The 17934-nt window shown below is 37.3% G+C and carries 18 protein-coding genes; 14 read left to right on the top strand and 4 right to left on the bottom strand.

Translation table 11 applies throughout. The annotated features are described in order from the left end of the window. Positions 1-6: 6 nt before the first annotated feature. On the bottom strand, positions 7-471 hold the full coding sequence (locus ESV24_RS07355) for a hypothetical protein (RefSeq protein ID WP_146743147.1): 465 nt from the start codon (positions 469-471) through the stop codon (positions 7-9). A gap of 72 nt (positions 472-543) precedes the next feature. Between ESV24_RS07355 and panB the strand changes: the two genes are divergently transcribed. After that, positions 544-1362: a 3-methyl-2-oxobutanoate hydroxymethyltransferase gene (gene panB / locus ESV24_RS07350; RefSeq protein ID WP_111815738.1), complete on the top strand. Its 819-nt coding sequence runs from the start codon at positions 544-546 to the stop codon at positions 1360-1362. Between the two features lie 146 nt (positions 1363-1508). After that, on the top strand, positions 1509-2165 hold the full coding sequence (locus tag ESV24_RS07345) for an RluA family pseudouridine synthase (RefSeq protein ID WP_235004008.1): 657 nt from the start codon (positions 1509-1511) through the stop codon (positions 2163-2165). Here ESV24_RS07345 and ESV24_RS07340 read toward each other — a convergent pair. The 3 genes from ESV24_RS07340 to ESV24_RS07330 form a co-directional block, all read right to left on the bottom strand. After that, positions 2162-2815 (bottom strand): response regulator transcription factor, encoded by a 654-nt coding sequence (locus ESV24_RS07340; protein ID WP_111815736.1) that lies wholly within the window; start codon positions 2813-2815, stop codon positions 2162-2164. The two genes, ESV24_RS07345 and ESV24_RS07340, sit on opposite strands and share 4 nt — an antisense overlap. Beyond that, complete coding sequence (locus ESV24_RS07335) at positions 2812-3612, bottom strand: sensor histidine kinase (RefSeq protein ID WP_111815735.1); 801 nt, start codon at positions 3610-3612, stop codon at positions 2812-2814. Before ESV24_RS07335 ends, ESV24_RS07340 begins: the two co-directional genes overlap by 4 nt. Positions 3613-4276: 664 nt before the next feature. Further along, on the bottom strand, positions 4277-4627 hold the full coding sequence (locus ESV24_RS07330) for a hypothetical protein (protein ID WP_111815733.1): 351 nt from the start codon (positions 4625-4627) through the stop codon (positions 4277-4279). 248 nt (positions 4628-4875) lie between these two features. On the opposite strand from ESV24_RS07330, the gene ESV24_RS07325 reads away from it, so the two are divergent. The 12 genes from ESV24_RS07325 (at position 4876) to ESV24_RS07275 (ending at position 17934) form a co-directional block, all read left to right on the top strand. Beyond that, complete coding sequence (locus ESV24_RS07325; RefSeq protein ID WP_111815732.1) at positions 4876-5466, top strand: Pvc16 family protein; 591 nt, start codon at positions 4876-4878, stop codon at positions 5464-5466. Next, positions 5466-6341: a hypothetical protein gene (locus tag ESV24_RS07320; protein WP_111815731.1), complete on the top strand. Its 876-nt coding sequence runs from the start codon at positions 5466-5468 to the stop codon at positions 6339-6341. Before ESV24_RS07325 ends, ESV24_RS07320 begins: the two co-directional genes overlap by 1 nt. A gap of 8 nt (positions 6342-6349) precedes the next feature. Further along, positions 6350-7774 (top strand): phage tail sheath family protein, encoded by a 1425-nt coding sequence (locus tag ESV24_RS07315; protein WP_111815730.1) that lies wholly within the window; start codon positions 6350-6352, stop codon positions 7772-7774. A 102-nt stretch (positions 7775-7876) separates the two neighbouring features. After that, positions 7877-8314, top strand: a complete 438-nt coding sequence (locus ESV24_RS07310; RefSeq protein ID WP_111815729.1) for a phage tail protein — start codon at positions 7877-7879, stop codon at positions 8312-8314. Continuing rightward, positions 8314-8754: a phage tail protein gene (locus ESV24_RS07305; protein WP_111815728.1), complete on the top strand. Its 441-nt coding sequence runs from the start codon at positions 8314-8316 to the stop codon at positions 8752-8754. The genes ESV24_RS07310 and ESV24_RS07305 overlap by 1 nt, the downstream gene beginning before the upstream one ends. A 1-nt stretch (position 8755) precedes the next feature. Then, positions 8756-8917, top strand: a complete 162-nt coding sequence (locus ESV24_RS15280; RefSeq protein ID WP_170227871.1) for a DUF5908 family protein — start codon at positions 8756-8758, stop codon at positions 8915-8917. Next, on the top strand, positions 8917-9603 hold the full coding sequence (locus ESV24_RS07300; protein WP_235004007.1) for a CIS tube protein: 687 nt from the start codon (positions 8917-8919) through the stop codon (positions 9601-9603). Before ESV24_RS15280 ends, ESV24_RS07300 begins: the two co-directional genes overlap by 1 nt. 1 nt (position 9604) lies before the next feature. Continuing rightward, entirely contained in the window at positions 9605-11350 is a 1746-nt protein-coding gene (gene vgrG, locus ESV24_RS07295; RefSeq protein WP_111815726.1) for a type VI secretion system tip protein VgrG, read from the top strand. Between the two features lie 39 nt (positions 11351-11389). After that, the gene (locus ESV24_RS07290) at positions 11390-11683 is read left to right on the top strand and encodes a PAAR domain-containing protein (RefSeq protein WP_111815725.1); all 294 of its coding nucleotides are present in this window, start codon (positions 11390-11392) and stop codon (positions 11681-11683) included. Between the two features lie 48 nt (positions 11684-11731). Beyond that, complete coding sequence (locus ESV24_RS07285; RefSeq protein ID WP_111815724.1) at positions 11732-12142, top strand: GPW/gp25 family protein; 411 nt, start codon at positions 11732-11734, stop codon at positions 12140-12142. A gap of 6 nt (positions 12143-12148) precedes the next feature. After that, the gene (locus tag ESV24_RS07280) at positions 12149-15286 is read left to right on the top strand and encodes a baseplate J/gp47 family protein (protein WP_111815723.1); all 3138 of its coding nucleotides are present in this window, start codon (positions 12149-12151) and stop codon (positions 15284-15286) included. After that, entirely contained in the window at positions 15274-17934 is a 2661-nt protein-coding gene (locus ESV24_RS07275; RefSeq protein WP_111815722.1) for a YegP family protein, read from the top strand. The genes ESV24_RS07280 and ESV24_RS07275 overlap by 13 nt, the downstream gene beginning before the upstream one ends.

Here is a 17934-nt window from a genome sequence, read left to right as displayed (position 1 = left end):
AGGAATTTATTCTTTATTACAGCTCCCAATGCGTATGGAATCTATAATATTCAAAATTTTCCAGCTTTCATCCGTATAGACTAATGTAAAAGAATTTGCGCCACAATGGCTGAATTTTCCATCCTTAAAATATTCATAGGAGGCCCAAACATGAGCAACATTGCCGTCGCTGTTCACAATATAATCGGTAAGTTTCTCCTCCCATACCTGCTCTTTTCCAGTTGTTGCTGCATATTTAAGTAAATCTGAAGATTTAATAAATATCAAAATATTTTCCTGTTCATTACTCAAATATGCACGATTCATAGTCATATTTGCATGCATAACAGATTTCATCTTTAAAGTATCGCCCGCTTGATAGCCATCCATAAAAATATCAACAATTATCTTTCCATTAGCAGTGGACAATGCTTCTTGAGAAAAGCCTACAATACTCATAAACATTGATAAAAAAAACAATGTATATTTCATAATTAAAAAATTTAATTGGTTACTACTCAAAAATAGTATTTTTACACTTCAATATATTCATTTTTAAGAAATATGTCAACAGCCAAAAAAGAATACAAGCGTATCACCACCAAGACTTTGGTAGATATGAAAAAGAAAGGCGAAAAAATATCCATGCTCACCGCCTATGATTTTACAATGGCTAAAATCGTGGATAGCGCAGGCATAGATGTGATTTTAGTAGGTGATTCAGCATCAAACGTAATGGCTGGTCATGAAACTACTTTGCCTATTACGCTAGACCAAATGATTTATCACGCCGCTTCGGTGGTTCGTGCCATTGAAAGAAGTTTAGTTGTGGTAGATTTACCTTTTGGAAGCTATCAAAGTGATCCAAAAGAAGCACTGCGCTCTGCTATCAGGATTATGAAAGAGAGTGGTGGTCACGCTGTGAAACTTGAAGGTGGAAAGGAAATAAAAGAATCTGTAAAGCGAATTCTAAATGCTGGAATTCCTGTGATGGGACATTTAGGTTTAACACCCCAATCCATTTATAAGTTTGGAACATATACTGTTAGAGCCAAAGAGGAAGAAGAAGCCGAAAAATTAATTTCAGATGCGCTCTTGCTTGAAAAAGCAGGCTGCTTCGCCATTGTTTTAGAAAAAGTTCCAGCGAAGTTGGCTAAAGAAGTTGCCGAAAAAATTAGCATTCCCGTAATTGGCATTGGTGCTGGAAATGATGTGGACGGGCAGGTTCTAGTAACTCACGATATGATTGGGATGACACACGAATTTAATCCGCGTTTTCTGCGTAGATATCTCGATTTATACACAGAAATGAAAAATGCTTTCAGTCAATACAGCACAGATGTGAAAAGCGGCGATTTTCCGAATGATAGCGAACAGTATTAGATGGTTTAGATTGTTGGATAATTAGATTTTTAGACTAATCCGACAATCGAGCAATCCAACAATCCAACAATCCAGCAATCCAACAATCTAACAATCTAATTATCCAACAATCCAATCTACATAGCACAAAAGACAATCTTCAAGTCTTGTTTGAGGACAATCATTTAATTGTTATAAACAAACGCCCAGGAGATATTGTACAAGGCGATAAAACGGGCGACATGCCTCTTTCCGAAGTTGTAAAAGAATACATTGCTGAAAAATATAACAAGCCTGGCGCTGTGTATCTTGGGGTAGTTCACCGTTTGGATCGTCCCACTAGTGGGATTGTTGTTTTTGCCAGAACTTCTAAAGCATTGGCGCGTTTGAACAAAATGTTTTCTGAAAGGGAAACCGAAAAGATATATTGGGCAATCGTGAAAAACGCTCCACCCAATACAGAAGATACACTTACGCATTATTTAAAAAGGAATCCGAAACAAAATAAATCCTACGCGCACATTAAAGAAGTGCCAGAGAGTAAAAAAGCAGTACTTCACTATAAACTTCTAAAAAAACTAGACAACTACTATTTGCTGGAAGTAAATTTAGAAACTGGGAGGCATCATCAAATTAGGTCACAACTTTCAGCTATTGGTTGCCCAATAAAAGGAGATTTAAAATATGGATTTGACAGAAGTAACACGGATGGAAGTATTCATCTTCACGCAAAAAAGCTTTCATTGATTCATCCCGTGCAGAAAGAAGAAATTAGCATAGAAGCTCCTCCACCAGAAGATTCTATTTGGAATGCCTGTTATTAAAGCTGAATCAGGTTTTTTTTCAGAGCAAAAATGACCAGTCCTACCCTATTTTTAATTTTTAGCTTTTTGAAAAGATCTTGACGGTAACCATCAATAGTTTTTGGGCTTAGATCCATTATGTCTGCTATTTCCTTATAGGTCATCTCTGAACAAGCAAGTTTTATAAATGTAAGTTCGTTTTCTTTGAAATCAATGATCCTGCCCTCCTCATCGGGAGTTAGTGAATGCAACAAGGTTTCTGAAACTTTTTCGGAATGGTAATACCCTTTTTCAAGTAATTCCTTAAGGGCGGTATTCAAGATTTGTGGTTGGATATCTTTGAGCAAATAGCCTTTTACGCCTTTTCGCAACATTTTTAAAATGGTTTGCTCATCGTCTTCCATGGAAAGGGCTAGAACCTTTATTTCGGGATGATTTAGGGTGAGCCATTCTGCAGTTTCAAAACCATCCATAACCGGCATATTAATATCGAGAAGAATTAACTGAGGCAAGACACTTCTTTTCTCAATTTTTTTCTGCAGTTCCACCCCATTTTTTGCATGAAAAACCACTTTAAAGTCTGAAAATGAATTGATAAGTTTTTCCAATGAACGTGCAAAGAGAGAATGATCATCAACAATCGCAACTGTGTGTTTTCCTTCTGGGTTCATATTGTATTTTTATAAGGATAACTTAAAAATAATTCAGTGCCTTTTCCTATTTCAGAAACAATTGAAAAATCTGCGTTCAAAAGTGCTGCCCGACTCCCCATGGTCTCCATTCCCGAACTGTCGGTTTTTACTGAAGTATTAAAACCAACACCATCATCAACCGCGGTTACAGCAAGCGCCCTTTCTTTATAATCTAAATGTACGAATAATTTTGACGCCTTGGCGTGTTTAATGACGTTTGAAAGGAACTCCTGAAGAATACGGAAGATAATTATTTCGCTGGAACTATTTAAGGGTATTATGTCTCCAGATATTTTTAGGGAAGCGTCCAAATAACCCAGCCGCTTAAATCTATCTAGCTCAACTTGCAGCGAGGCCAACAATCCATTTTTAAGAACTACATCATTATTGAGCACTTTGGAAAGGGAGCGTATTTCCTGAACCGTTTCCTGCACCACTTCTTTTGTTTCTTTTATTTGGTTGTGATAGGTTTCGGGAACGGTACTCATCAATACATTCAGCTGAATGTTCGCTACAGATAGTAATTGCCCTACATTATCGTGAAGTTCCCAAGCAATGTTTTTTAGTGTCTGTTCTTGGATTTCAATCTTTGAATCGGCAAGTTCACGCTGGTACCGCTGCTCTGCTTCATAACGTTCTTTTAGAAAACTATTTTTTCTACGCTGAAAGGCTATAACAACAGTAATCGCAAAGATTGTAAAGAACAACAGTACAGCAATAAAATAAACTATTAAAAGTTTTTCTTGAGGAAGTAAGGGTCCTTTTTCCGTAAGCATATCAAAAATCCGGCTATATAGATAGAGTATAGTAAGTAGTTAGTTCCAAAGATAACCTGTCTATATAAACTGACAAAGCCAGGGTCAATAGAATTGCTATAATAAGCGCTGTATAGAAATAAAGGCGTAGTACATAGATGAAAAATCAATGCTCCAACCGAAACATAAAACGGCAAACTTTTATGCACTTGGAGGATATGGTCGCTTTTTAACAGTTCCAAATAGTAAAAAGCTATACTTAAGAAAACTAGTAATGTTCCAAGAATGTTGGAAATTGGCATAAATTTTACAAAGAAACCTTTGGAAAATAAAATTTCCAAAATACTAACTGCCAGAAAAACAACAGATACACGGTTGAGAATATGTATGGAGTTTTTAGACGATAGATACCATTTGAAATAATTAATATAGAACAAATAACTTATTATGGAATAAATATTTGATGACCAGTAATTACTATCAAAAACAGTGTCTTTTAAAAAATATAAAGGACCATTACTTATCAATACTACGTACCATCCGAAAATTTCAAAAAAAACGGTAATTCCCAAAAACCAAACCAAGTAATATGTTGGTCTGGATTTATTTTTAAAATAATAGAAAAGCCCAGCGAGAAATGCTAAAAACTCGAGAAGATGTATAATTAATATTGCCAACACCCCAGTTAATAATTTTTCGGAGGATGGCCACCAATACTTTTATTCAAAGGCTCCAAATTATAATTATTTGGTGAACCTTCCGTAATGCCTAAAGTTGGAGCTAAAAATACGGTCGCTTTGTCTGAAGCATCATTATCATACGCTCCAAAATAAATACGCACGCCAGGCTGCGGCCCCATGCTGGAACTATTTTTTATGTAATTCAAAAACTGCTCAAGTTCCGCAACGCTGAACAAAAATTCACGAGTATCCGCAGAACCCATTGCGCGCTCAATATCTACCGCACGTGTTGCTACCCAGTTATCCTGTAGTTGCCTCGCTTGAACGACGGTAATACAATTTGATGGCTTTGACATAATTGTTAATGGTTTAGAAGTTAATAGGAACGAATGTAGTAAAAACAATCAAAAAAGTGCTTTTTGAAGCTAATAAACAGGGAAAACCCCCTATGATAATAGGAATTTTCCTATAAGTTTAAAAGGGTTTTCCCTATGAAGCAAACAGTGAAAACCCCCTAAAAATTTCAGGTAAAATACTGTTGTATAGTTTATTACTATGAAATATATTTGGGTTTTAGAATAGTTTTAAAAGGTTCCTCCCAAAAATGATTTACGAAACCCTCGAAATAGTAAAAGATCAAGTTTCAAAATATTTGGAGCAAAAAACTACAGAAGCAAATCTTGTGGTTCTGGAAAATGTTTCCAAACATGATGATCCGGAACTCAATACCATGAATGATAAAATAGTGTTATCACTTTTAAACATAGAGGAAGAAGTTGCTCTTAAAAACAATCCAAACGTAAAATTCAAAAATGGGGAGACAATCTATAAAAATGCTCCCATTAATCTTAATGTTTTTGCGCTTTTTTCGGCTAACAGAAGTACTTATACCCGCTCGCTAACTGCCATCTCTTTAATTATAGAATTCTTCCAGTCTAAAAAAATATTCACACAAGTAAATACGCCCCTAAACCCTGCAATTCCTGCATTGGAAAACATAAAAGAGTTCCGCTTCATTGCCGAACTCTACACGCCAACATTCGAACAGCTAAACTATATCTGGGGCACAATGGGTGGGAAAGCCTTGCCCAGTGTACTCTATAAAATAAGCGTTGTTAAAATTGATAGCAATGCAATTCTTGAAAAAGGAAAACCAATTATCGAAATCTCCGGAATTCTTAATAATAATACCTAATGAGTTTCACTATAACATATCGCAAACTGTTTAGCGTAAATGTTTACCACCATTATTTTTTGGATGATGGCAGTATGGCTTTCGACGGTAACCCGATATTAAAAGAACAACAACTCAGTAAATATAATTTTGAGGATTTCTGCCAAATAATTCCTTCTGAAGAAACACAAGAGATATTTAAAGGAAACAGACTCGTTTTCAAAACTATTAACAACGGCTTTACAATTTATGCAAAAGCGGAAGAAACAGCACCCAATTCAGGAACTTACAGAACTTTAATAAATCTTCCACAAACAACAGTTTTGAAATTTTTGATTTGTGTGAAGGATTCTCTTTTCGAAAATTATTCGACTGTAAATTCAAAACCGCTAATTCCCTATTATTTCTCAAACAAAAAACCAGCTACGGAAGGTGGTTCTTTCAACTATTTAGATCTGGAAACTACTACCATGCCTATTGAAGATTTCACCATAAACCAAACTAGTTATGCTGAAATAGGGAAAGTCTTTTCCGAAAAGGAAAAAATTGGGCTTTTCGCAATTATTTCTTTGGAAATGGCTGGCGACAACACAATTCCTTTTGACGGAAATACACGAAATATTTTGAACGTAAACGGAACAATTCCCGCTAATCCCAAAACTTTCAAATTACAAATCAAAAATCGAAGCACCATTTGGAATTATCGCAATGCAGTAGACAGCAGTCTGCTTCATTCCACAGAACCAACGGAACTGCCCTTAGTTAAAAACGGAATAATTGCTTACAGCTTTGGCGGCGAAGAAAGACCTTCAGCGTTTCCCTCCCGACTTATATTTGAAAAAGACGGCGGTGGAAACATTATAAAAACTATTTCAGAAATTTATATTAATCAATAACAGAAACTATGGCAACTACTTACAAAACACCCGGGGTCTATGTGGAGGAAATATCAAAATTTCCACCATCGGTGGCACAAGTGGAGACAGCAATTCCAGCCTTTATAGGCTACACGCAAATCAGTGATACAACTGTTCAGAACAAACCAAAACGTATCGTTTCGCTATTGGAGTACGAAACCTATTTTGGGAAAGCCCAAAACGAGGCTGCAATTACTGTAACCATTAAAGATACCATCAACAGTGGACCGCCAATTAAACTATTGGCTCAAAAGTTTAGTGTGGCTATGCCTACGTTAAGTCCTTTTGTGATGTACTATGCAATGCGCATGTATTTTGATAATGGTGGCGGGCCTTGCTACATCTGTTCAGTCGGAGATTATACGGGTGGCAGCGTAAGCCAACTGGCTCTTGTTGCTGGTTTGAACGAGCTTGAAAAATTTGATGAACCTACATTATATGTCTTTCCAGATGCAATGGCTGTTTCAACCACCGATAGCTACTATTCACTTATTAACAAAGCCTTGATGCAGTCTCAAAAGCTAAAAGATCGTTTTGTTATTATTGATGCTTTTGCAAACAATAGCGATAATATTCGCAATACAGCATCATTGGGCAATGGTGTAGATTTATTGAAATACGGTGCCGCTTATCATCCTTTCTTGAAAACGGTTTATAGCTATGCTTATAATGATGCAGATATAACCCTGGCTCACAGTATTACTGACGAAACGAATACAACTTCTACAGGCGTTTATGATACAAAAAAGCTTGACGAACTTGCAGATAGTGCCGATAGTGATTTCAACTTAATACTATACAATAAAATAAAAACGGAGTTGGAAAAGCAATATGTTACGCTTCCACCAAGCAGTGCAATGGCTGGCATCTATGCTCGTGTAGATAGCAATCGTGGAGTTTGGAAAGCACCCGCAAACGAATCTGTTAGTGCAGCCGTGGAGCCAACTATTAAAATTACCCACGAGGCCCAACAGGATTTGAACATTCATACTTCTGGAAAATCTATTAACGCCATTCGCTCCTTTACAGGTAAGGGTATTTTGGTTTGGGGTGCACGCACACTTGCCGGTAACGATAACGAATGGAAATACGTTCCAGTGCGTCGTTTTTTCAATATGGTAGAGGAATCTGTTGAAAAAGCTACAGCACAATTTGTTTTCGAACCTAACGATGCCAACACTTGGGTAAAAGTGCGCGCAATGATTGAAAACTTCTTAATTCTTCAGTGGCGCGCAGGAGCCCTTGCCGGAGCCAAACCTGAACAAGCATTTTATGTGCGGGTTGGTTTGGGAGAAACCATGACCGCAGACGATATTCTAAACGGAATTATGAATATTGAAATAGGCATGGCAGCAGTTCGTCCTGCAGAATTCATCGTTCTCAAATTCTCTCATAAAATGCAAGAAGCCTAATTTAGTAATTAGTAAAAATAATTCCAAAGATTGAGAAGTCACCCATTGGGAGGTTTAAGGAGACAATAACTTTTTAACGCAATAACTTAAAACATAGAAAAAATGGCCAACACATATCCTTTAGTAAAGTTTCATTTCTCAGTGGACTGGGGAGGAACAAACATAGGTTTTACCGAAGTAAGTGGACTAGATGTAGAAACCGAACTTATAGAATACCGTCACGGTGCAAGCCCAGAATACAGCAAAATTAAAATGCCGGGGATGCAAAAATATAGCAACATTACTTTAAAGCGTGGATCTTTTGCGAACGACAATGAGTTTTACCAATGGTGGAATACCGTAAGCCTAAACACAATTGAACGCCGAGACATAACCATTTCTTTACTAAACGAGGAACACGAACCTGTAATGGTTTGGAAAGTAAAGAATGCCTTTCCACTTAAGGTGCAATCTACAGATTTAAAGGGCGACGGCAACGAAACCGCTATTGAAACGCTAGAAATTGCACACGAAGGTTTAACAATTCAAAACGGAGATTGATGAGCGATCCATATCCTCCAGTAAGTTTTCATTTTAAGGTGGAATTCAACGGAATTTCCTCGCAAGATAAAGATGTTCAGTTTCAATCGGTATCTGGTCTTTCCGTAGATATTGAGACCGAAGAATTTGCCGAGGGTGGCGAAAACAGATTCAAACATAAACTTCCGGTAAGGTCAAAATTTCCAAACCTGATTTTAAAAAGGGGAATGGTTACAAATTCTGAACTTATAAAATGGTGTCAAAGTGCCATTGAAAATTTTCAGTTTGAGCCTGTCGATCTTACAGTGAAATTACTGAATGAAAAACACGAACCACTCGTTACTTGGAATGTGGTTCACGCATATCCGGTAAAGTGGGATATCGCAGAACTAAATGCTGAAGAAAGCAAAGTGACCATTGAAACTATTGAGTTAGCGTATAACTATTTCAGACTCGTATAAAATGCCTATCGAAATCAAAGAACTTCACATAAAGATAAATGTGAATGGTAACGAACAATCCAATGTCTCCCAAAACAAAAAACTGGAAGGCAAAATGGACGATTTAATAAAAACCTGTATAGAAGAAGTTTTCAATATTAAATCCCGTAAAAAAGAACGATAATGAAAGGCGAACTAACAAACCTTAAAATAATAGCGTATCGCGATAATAAATTCACCCAATTAGTGGGTGACGGTATTTTTTCTTCACTATTGAATCCAGAAAAATACGCATTCAAATATAAAGTTGAGTACACCGAAGCACAAGGCCAAGGTACCAGCGCTACACAGCCTAAGTACGTGCGTTCGCTGCCAGAAGACTTAACTCTCGAATTTCTCTTTGACAGAACAGGGGCTGTTAAAGGACACGCCAATACATTGGGGGTAGGAATAGTTGCAGATATTGAACGGTTCAAAAGAATAGTTTTTGATTACAATGGCGACGAGCACAAGCCAAACTATTTAATGATTGGTTGGGGTACACTTCTCTTTAAAGGCATTTTATCTGAAATGTCTATTGAGTACAAACTATTTTCACCAGATGGAGTTCCGTTGCGTGCCGTTGTTACAGCTAGTTTTAAAGGAGTTGTGGACGAGCTGTTGCGATTGGCTAGAGAGAATAACAATTCTCCCGATCTCACACACATCAGGATTGTGAAGGAAGGCGACACCCTGCCTTTAATGACTTTCAAAATTTATGGTGATTCAAAATATTATTTACAAGTAGCCGCCGCTAATAATCTGACAAATTTCAGAAGATTAAAACCTGGACAACAAATTAAATTTCCACCCATAGAAAAAGTATCTTAAAATGAATAACAATAGAACCATAGAAACCTCCCGTAGTGCTGATTTGGTCACCTTCAGAATTTTGATTGAAGGCACTGAGATTTCTGCTGTTCATCAAGTAAAAAATATTTCGGTTGAAAAGGAAATCAATCGCATTCCCTTTGCACAAATTGTGTTTCTTGATGGTGAAGCGGCTTCGCAAAATTTCAGTTTAAGCAATGAAGAATTACTTATTCCAGGAAAAAATATAGAAATAAAAGCAGGTTATCACAGCGATGAAGAAACTATTTTCAAAGGAATTATTATAAAACACAGTATAAAAATTAGAAAGCGTAATTCAGTATTAATTGTGGAATGCAGGGATGAAGCAGTTAAAATGACCATTGGCAGAAAAAGTAATTATTATTACGAAAGCAAGGATAGCGATATTATTGAAGAAATATTAGGAAAATATAATCTGCAAAGCGATATCGAATCCACTTCATTTACAAATAAAGAAATGGTTCAATACCGCGCTTCCGATTGGGATTTTATAATGACACGCGCCCAAATAAACGGGCAAATTTGCACCGTTGATGACGGAAAAATAAAAATTTCAAAACCCGATTTGTCCCAAGATGCTATCGAAACCGTTGCATTTGGTGCTACCCTACTCGATTTTGATGCCGAAATGGATGCCCGTAACCAGTTCAATACAATTACCGCTTACGGTTGGAATCCTTCGGAACATGAAATTGTGGAAGCCGAAGCCACTGATCCCGGAATTTCTTTGAACGGAAATATTTCAGTTTCAGATTTGGCAGAAATAATCGATCTCGAAAACCTTGAATTGAAACACGGTGGAAATTACAATTCAACTCAATTACAAAATTGGAGCGACGCGAAAAGTCTTTTTCAGCAACTTTCAAAAACTCGCGGACGCGTAAAGTTTCAAGGAATTCCAGCAGTAAAACCCGGAACGATGCTAAAGCTGGAAGGCGTTGGCGACCGCTTCAACGGAAAAATATTCATCAGTGCCGTTCGTCACGAAATAGCAGAAGGTAACTGGACGGTAGATGCTGAATTCGGAATGAACCCAAAATGGTTCAGCGAAACCTATGACGTTTCAGAATCACCAGCTTCTGGAATAATCCCCGCGGTAAGTGGATTGCAAATTGGTGTGGTTTCACAATTAGAATCAGATCCCGATGGTGAGGACAGGATTTTAGTAAAAATACCAATCATCAACAATGACGAACAAGGCATTTGGACTCGAGTTGCCACTTTAGACGCTGGGAACAATCGTGGTTCTTTCTTCTTACCTGAAATTGGCGATGAAGTAATTGTCGGTTTTATAAACGACGATCCCAATCACGCTGTTATTCTTGGAATGCTTCACAGCAGCGCAAAACCGGCACCATTTACAGCTTCCGATGACAATCACCAAAAAGGTTTTGTTACCCGAAGCGAAATGAAATTAATTTTCAATGACGATAAAAAATCCATAATAATAGAAACTCCAGCTGGTAAAAAAGTCACAATCGATGAAGATTCGGGAGTTATCAAAATTGAAGATGACAATAGAAATGCAATAACAATGGACAGTGACGGAATTGCTATTGAAAGCGGAAAAGATTTCAGCATAAAAGCAACCGGAGATTGCACCATTGAAGCAATGAACGTAAACATAAAGGCCAACGCCCAATTTAAAGCCGAAGGCAGTGGCGGCGCAGAAGTTTCAACCAGCGCTATTGCAGTTTTAAAAGGATCTTTGGTTCAAATAAATTAAAAAAAACTAACACCAATAACTATTAACCAACAACCAACTATGCCTCCAGCAGCCAGAATAAACGATATGCACGTTTGCCCAATGGCAAACCCAAACGGAAGTCCACACGTGGGTGGACCAATACTTCCTGCCGGAGAGCCAACCGTTTTGATTGGTGGAATGCCCGCGGCAAGAGTTGGAGATATGGCAACCTGTGCAGGGCCCCCGGATTCAATTATTATGGGCTCATCATCGGTTCTTATTGGCGGAATGCCAGCAGCACGTTTGGGTGATAGCACAGCACACGGGGGAAGCATCGTTTTAGGAGAGTTCACGGTTTTGATTGGTGGATGATAAATGACGGATGACGGAAATAAAGAATAGAAACAGAAAATAATTAATATGAATACATCAGAAATATTTTTAGGCGAAGGATGGAGTTTTCCACCGCATTTCGACAAGAAAACGGGCGGATTGGTAACTACAACAGGTGTAGTTGACATCAATAAAAGTCTTGAGATTCTATTGTCTACAAGATTGGGCGAACGCGTAATGCTTCCCAATTACGGATGCAATTTGGAAGAGCTTTTATTCCAACCGCTAGATGTAACCCTAAAAACTTATATAAAAGAATTAATAAGTAACGCAATCCTTTATTACGAACCACGGATTGAAACTCAAGAAATAACATTAGACGCAACAAACGAACTAAACGGTGAAATTCTTATAAAAATTGAATACGTTGTTCGAATCACAAATTCTCGGGCAAATATGGTTTTTCCATTCTATAAAACCGAAGGCACCGAAGTATAAAAAACCATGGCAAATAACTGCGAAAATAAATTTCTGATAAACCAAAAGGGTACCGAACAGACCCAAAGGTCCATCAGCGCCATGCTTCCAGAAAATCTGAATTTGAACGATTTTTCAACGGAAGATTGGATGAAATTTGCATATAATTTTGCTTTCGAAGTCAATTATTTTTCAATAGAAAATGCTACAATTCCTTCGGGAAATTGGAAGTCATTTTTTATTGAAAAAAGTAAAATCAAAAATTTCCTTTCAGAAGCCGAAACTTCCAACCGCCTGTCTCCGCACCTTACGCTTTTTGTATGTTTTCTGAAATTGCTGGAAATTTCCAAAACGCATTTTAACGCAATCACCAAAAGACATTTGGTTTTCTATTACAACGAAATTCTTCAAATTGATAAAAAAGCTCCGGTTGCCGATAGTGTTCATCTAATTTTTGAATTGGCCAAAAATTTTTCTGAATCCAAAGTAGATGAACATACGCTACTGGAGGCCGGAAAAGATCTTTTGGGAAAACGCATTCAATATGCAACTGACAAAGAAGTGGTAATCAACAAAGCTAGTGTTGTCGCCTTAAAAAGTGTTTACCATCATAGAAAAGCAAACAGTTTAAATCCGAATGAATTCAACGGACTTTTTGCCGCGCCGGTAGTAAATTCAGCAGATGGCAAAGGCGAGCCCTTTAAAAGTGATGCAAATTGGTTACCCTTTGGTTATCCAACACATTTTAAACCTTTATCTCCATTGGAAACTCCCAATTTGGGTTTTGCAATTGCTGCTCCAACTTTAAATTTGGTCGAAGGTGAACGCATCGTTCAAGTGATTTTCAATCTTGAAAAATCAATTCCTATTTTTAATATTCCACAGGTTATTGATTGTATCGACGTTTTCGCAACGGGCGAAAAAGGATGGTTAGGGCCGTTTAAAATTTCAGCTTCTGTCAATGGTTTTACATCTTCCATCGGAAATAAAACAATCCAACTTTGCTTGAAAATCGATAAAACAGAAAAAGCAATCGTTTCCTATAACAAAGAAATTCACATAGAAAATTTTGAAACGGAGCAACCTGTATTTCGATTTCTTTTAAAAACAAAACAACCAGAATTCACCGTCGGGTATAATCTTTACACCGAATTGCTTCAGAAAAAAGTAAAAAAAGCAACCGTAAAAATTTCGGTTTCGAAAGCTAAAAAACTTCAGTTGAAAAACGATTTTGGCAATCTTGCGGCAGATAAACCTTTTTTTCCATTCGGAACACAACCAATGGAGCGTTCCGCGTTTTATATTGACTATCCGGAAATGTTCAGCAAAAAATGGGACACTGTATCTCTAAATGCTACGTGGTTAAGCACACCAGCAGGTTTTAAGCAACATTACATAGCATACCGAAGAGATGAAAACAATCTCAACCTCTCGCCAAACCTTTATTTTCAAACGCTTTATTTCGACTTTAATGCAGCTACAAAAAAATATGTAAAACCTGCAGGATTGACTTTAAATTTGACAACCAGTCCAAGCAACCTTTATGTAACGGGAAACGATTATTTTAAGGCAAAAGTTTCTATTGAAAACAATGAAAATTTGGTTTCAATAAATGATGCCTTTACGCTTTTCACCAAAAATGGGGAAATATTTGAAAGCAATCTTTCCGTTAGCAATGCAAATTATACAGCTGGTAAAAACGGTCCTATAAAATTATCACTGAACCAATCATTTTTACATTCATTATTTCCAAAAGTTTACGCTTTGGCCTTAACCACGGAAGAAGACACCGTGCTTCCCAATGAACCATACACACCTATTATTGAAAAAATTGAAATCGCATATAGCGCAAGTCAAGAGATTGAATTTGGTGTTTCTGAAACTGCTAATCTCGAAAAAATCCAACTTTTTCACGAGCATCCTTTTGGGCAAGTGGAAACTTCCGAAACTTTGGTTCCATCCTATTGTGCCGGCGGCGAACTCTATATAGGGCTCGAAAATACCGAAGCATTAAAGCAAGTTCAGCTTTTGTTTCAGTTGCTGGAAGGAACTGAAAATCCATTGGCAGAAAGTTTTTCTTCTTCTGAAAAAATTTCTTGGTCTGTACTTTCAAACAATTCTTGGATGGAACTTTCGAGCGATTATCTATTGGGAAATACAACCGATAATTTCTTAAAAACTGGAATCGTAACCATTGCAATTCCTCGGGAGGCCACAAATAACAATACGTTGCTGAGTTCAGGTTTGGTTTGGTTACGCGCGAAAAGTCTAAAAAGTTTTGATGTGGTTTGCAGATTTATTGAAATTCACGCACAAGTCATTACTGCAACTTTTGCAAATAACGGCAACGAGCTTTCGCATCTTGAAACCGGTTTGCCAGCGGAAACAATCAGTAAACTTACCGAGCGCCATTCCGCAATAAAAAGTGTTTTGCAACCCTACAATTCCTTTGGCGGAAAACCTGAGGAAAACGATGAAAGCTACTATCGCCGTGTGAGCGAACGAGTCCGTCACCGAGACCGCGCCATTTCATTGTGGGATTATGAGCATTTAATTCTTGAAAAATATCCGGAAGTTTATAAAGTGAAATGTCTTAATCACACCAAAGGGAATGATTATCACGCACCGGGAAATGTTGCTATTGTTGTAATTCCAGATATTAAGAATAACAATGCCTTCGATATTTTTCAACCCCGTTTAAGCACTGCGAAGCGAAATGATATTCAAAATTATATCAATGAATTGAACACATTTTTCGTTTCCGCAGAAATTATAAATCCAGATTATGAAGAAGTTGAGGTTACACTCGGCGTGAAATTCAATATAGGTTTTGATGAGAATTTCTATACAAAACAATTGGAGGAAGACATCAAAAAATACCTGTCGCCCTGGGCATATTCTGAAACTTCTATACTGAATTTCGGGGTAGCCTTTCACAAAAACAAACTCATTTCCTATTTGGAAGACCAGCCGTATGTTGACTTTTTGGATGATGTGATTGTGAAGCACAGAACTTCTGAAACATCAGCATATATTGAAAAAACGAACGTAATTCCGTCCAGTCCAAAAGCAATTTTGGTTTCTGCCAAAAAGCATTTTATGACAGCAGTCCAATCAAAATGCAGTGTACAAGCCCCTAAAAAACCCGTCGTATGTCTTCCGTAAAAACATACAGCACCATTGCAAAGAATACGTCCACACAGGATGATCTTGATTTCGAATACCTTCGAAAAAAAGGAATCGAATACATCGAGGCTTTGGGAAGTGGTTTGTGGACGGACTATAATGCCCACGACCCAGGAATCACCATTTTGGAAGTTTTGTGTTATGCGATTACAGATTTGGGTGCGAGACTTTCCCTTCCATTAGAAAATATTTTGGCCGAAGAAAACAATCCAAGTTTTTTAGATGACCAATTTCTGACGGCCGAAAATGCATTGCCAATAAAACCCGTAAATGCGCTGGATTACCGAAAATTGTTTATAGATATTGAAGGTGTGAAAAATGCTTGGCTGAAAAAATGCGAAAAGAAAATATTCGCAAACTGCAAAGAAAATAAGCTTTCATATAAACCTTTCGAAATAAAAGAAAAATATAAAAAGGAATTCATTTTAAATGGATTGTATGATGTTTTGGTTGAACTGGATGCGCTTGACCTTGAAATTTTCAACACCGAAGCAAAGCAAATCAAAGAAATAAAACGACTTAAAAAGGAAGTTCGAACTGTTTATCACACCCATCGAAACCTTTGTGAAGACATTATTGGAATCGAAGAAGTAGAAAACCATCCCGTTGCCATTTGTGCAATTATAGAATTGAAGCCAGAAGCCGATGAAGAAAAAGTACACGCTGAAATTTTATATATTATTGATGAATATCTTTCCCCTTCCCTCCGCTTCTATTCGTTGAAAGAAATGTTGGAAAAAGGGTATGCTTCCGATGAAATTTTTAACGGACCGCTTTTAAATAATGGATTTATTGACGATTCTGAACTTCGAAAAACAGAGCTTCGGAAAGAAGTAAGGTTGACAGATTTGATAGATTTAATCCAAAAAATTGAAGGTGTTGACGTTATTCGTGATATAACAATTAATAATTGCGACGGAAAAACGGAGAGCAAAAAAATATGGAACCTTTGTGTTCCCCCTGGGAAAAAACCAAAACGTTGTCATAAAAGTTCTTTCAGTTATTACAAAGGATTTCTTCCGTTGAACATAAACAAGCAAGCAGTTGAAGATTATTTGGAGACAATTTATGATGAAATTGAAGCGAATATTCTCGATATCGCTTCTCAAAAAAAATCATTAGAATTGCCTTTGGGAAGTTACTCAGGCGTTGGCGATTACAGTACAATACAAAATGATTTTCCCGAAGTTTACGGCGTTGGTGAACTTGGCGTAAAAAGCACAGCTACCATTGCAGACAGGGCGAAAGTGAAAGAACTTAAGGCTTATCTTTTATTTTTTGATCAAATTTTCGCTAGTTATTTCGCACACCTAAAAAATGTAAAAGACATTTTTTCAATCAATGGAGAACTAGACAAAAGTTACTTCACACAAATGATTGAAAATGTAAAAGATCTTTCGGAATTGGTTTCTGCTAATTATACAACCGATGAAAATATTACAGAAATTTTGTTTTCAGACTTGGACGAAAAAGTGGTGCGCAGAAACAAAATGCTCGACCATTTGCTTTCCCGTTTTGCAGAAAATTTTAGTGAATATGCTTTTTTGATGAAGCAATTGTACGGCAGCAATACCGATGCCGCGGTAATTAAAACGAAGGAACGTTTTCTACAGCAATACGGAATGATAGGTTGCGAACGGCCGTTGAGTTTTAATTATTACGAACAGGAAGATGCCAATTTGTGGGACACGGGCAATATTTCGGCATTTCAAAAACGGATCGCGCTTTTGAGCGGTAACCCAAATTTTTTCCGTAGAAATTTTTCCGACGACCCATTGGAAATCTATGAAGAGATTGACACTGATGGAATTATTGAGTATCGCTTCCGTTTCCGAAGTAAAAACAAGGAAATACTTTCATCTTCCAGCAAGCATTATCACAATTTGGCTTCGCTTTACAAGGAAATTTTGGATGTGAAAAATTATGGACGGTTTGCTGAAAACTATGAAATAAAAGTGAATATAGCTGGTAAATTTTATTTCAACCTCACCAATCCAAATATTCCCGAAACAACAGGTGAAGATCACGTAATTGCTAGAAAAATTTCAAGCTATGCAACACAGTCGGCGGCTGAAACTGCAATTACCAAAACAGTGACATTTGTAAATACTCTCGATTTCAACGAAGGAATGTACGTAATTGAACACATTCTTCTTCGTCCCGACGTAACAACTGATACGGCGCCCGAAAATACTTTTTTGCCAATCTGTTCGGATAACTGTGAAGGTTGTGAAGGTGTTGACCCTTACTCTTTCAGGGTTTCCATCGTTTTGCCAGGTTGGACCGAACGCTATAGCAATGTGGATTTCAGAAGGTTTTTGGAAGAGTTGATTCAAAAGGAATTGCCTTCGCACATTTGGGCGAAAATCTGTTGGATTGGTTACCCAAAAAGCTACGATACCAAAGACGATGAAAATGAAATGGTGGAACTGGAAGAGGCTTACAAATCATGGATCCTTGCAAAAACTGATTTAGGTCAAAAACAGCCAACCACAAAACTGAAACGACTCATAAAAATAATGAGTACGCTCCACACAATTTATACACAGGGAAAACTTCACGATTGTGATGATGACGAAGAACAACAAGATATTATCCTGGGCAGGACCAACCTGGGCAAACTTTAA

It is taken from the genome of Aequorivita lipolytica (assembly GCF_007997135.1).
Taxonomy (GTDB): Bacteria; Bacteroidota; Bacteroidia; order Flavobacteriales; family Flavobacteriaceae; genus Aequorivita; species Aequorivita lipolytica.
The sequence above is the reverse complement of the archived record's forward strand: the minus strand, read 5'-3'. Positions and strand labels throughout refer to the sequence as shown.

Bases quoted from the DNA above. Each gene is read 5' to 3' on its own strand.
- ESV24_RS07340 (WP_111815736.1), bottom strand. From the start codon at position 2,815: ATGAACCCAGAAGGAAAACACACAGTTGCGATTGTTGATGATCATTCT.
- ESV24_RS07320 (WP_111815731.1), top strand. From the start codon at position 5,466: ATGAGTTTCACTATAACATATCGCAAACTGTTTAGCGTAAATGTTTAC.
- ESV24_RS07305 (WP_111815728.1), top strand. From the start codon at position 8,314: ATGAGCGATCCATATCCTCCAGTAAGTTTTCATTTTAAGGTGGAATTC.
- ESV24_RS07325 (WP_111815732.1), top strand. From the start codon at position 4,876: ATGATTTACGAAACCCTCGAAATAGTAAAAGATCAAGTTTCAAAATAT.
- ESV24_RS07285 (WP_111815724.1), top strand. From the start codon at position 11,732: ATGAATACATCAGAAATATTTTTAGGCGAAGGATGGAGTTTTCCACCG.
- ESV24_RS07315 (WP_111815730.1), top strand. From the start codon at position 6,350: ATGGCAACTACTTACAAAACACCCGGGGTCTATGTGGAGGAAATATCA.
- ESV24_RS07300 (WP_235004007.1), top strand. From the start codon at position 8,917: ATGAAAGGCGAACTAACAAACCTTAAAATAATAGCGTATCGCGATAAT.
- ESV24_RS07275 (WP_111815722.1), top strand. From the start codon at position 15,274: ATGTCTTCCGTAAAAACATACAGCACCATTGCAAAGAATACGTCCACA.
- ESV24_RS07290 (WP_111815725.1), top strand. From the start codon at position 11,390: ATGCCTCCAGCAGCCAGAATAAACGATATGCACGTTTGCCCAATGGCA.
- panB (WP_111815738.1), top strand. From the start codon at position 544: ATGTCAACAGCCAAAAAAGAATACAAGCGTATCACCACCAAGACTTTG.
- ESV24_RS07335 (WP_111815735.1), bottom strand. From the start codon at position 3,612: ATGCTTACGGAAAAAGGACCCTTACTTCCTCAAGAAAAACTTTTAATA.
- ESV24_RS07330 (WP_111815733.1), bottom strand. From the start codon at position 4,627: ATGTCAAAGCCATCAAATTGTATTACCGTCGTTCAAGCGAGGCAACTA.
- ESV24_RS15280 (WP_170227871.1), top strand. From the start codon at position 8,756: ATGCCTATCGAAATCAAAGAACTTCACATAAAGATAAATGTGAATGGT.
- ESV24_RS07280 (WP_111815723.1), top strand. From the start codon at position 12,149: ATGGCAAATAACTGCGAAAATAAATTTCTGATAAACCAAAAGGGTACC.
- vgrG (WP_111815726.1), top strand. From the start codon at position 9,605: ATGAATAACAATAGAACCATAGAAACCTCCCGTAGTGCTGATTTGGTC.
- ESV24_RS07310 (WP_111815729.1), top strand. From the start codon at position 7,877: ATGGCCAACACATATCCTTTAGTAAAGTTTCATTTCTCAGTGGACTGG.
- ESV24_RS07355 (WP_146743147.1), bottom strand. From the start codon at position 471: ATGAAATATACATTGTTTTTTTTATCAATGTTTATGAGTATTGTAGGC.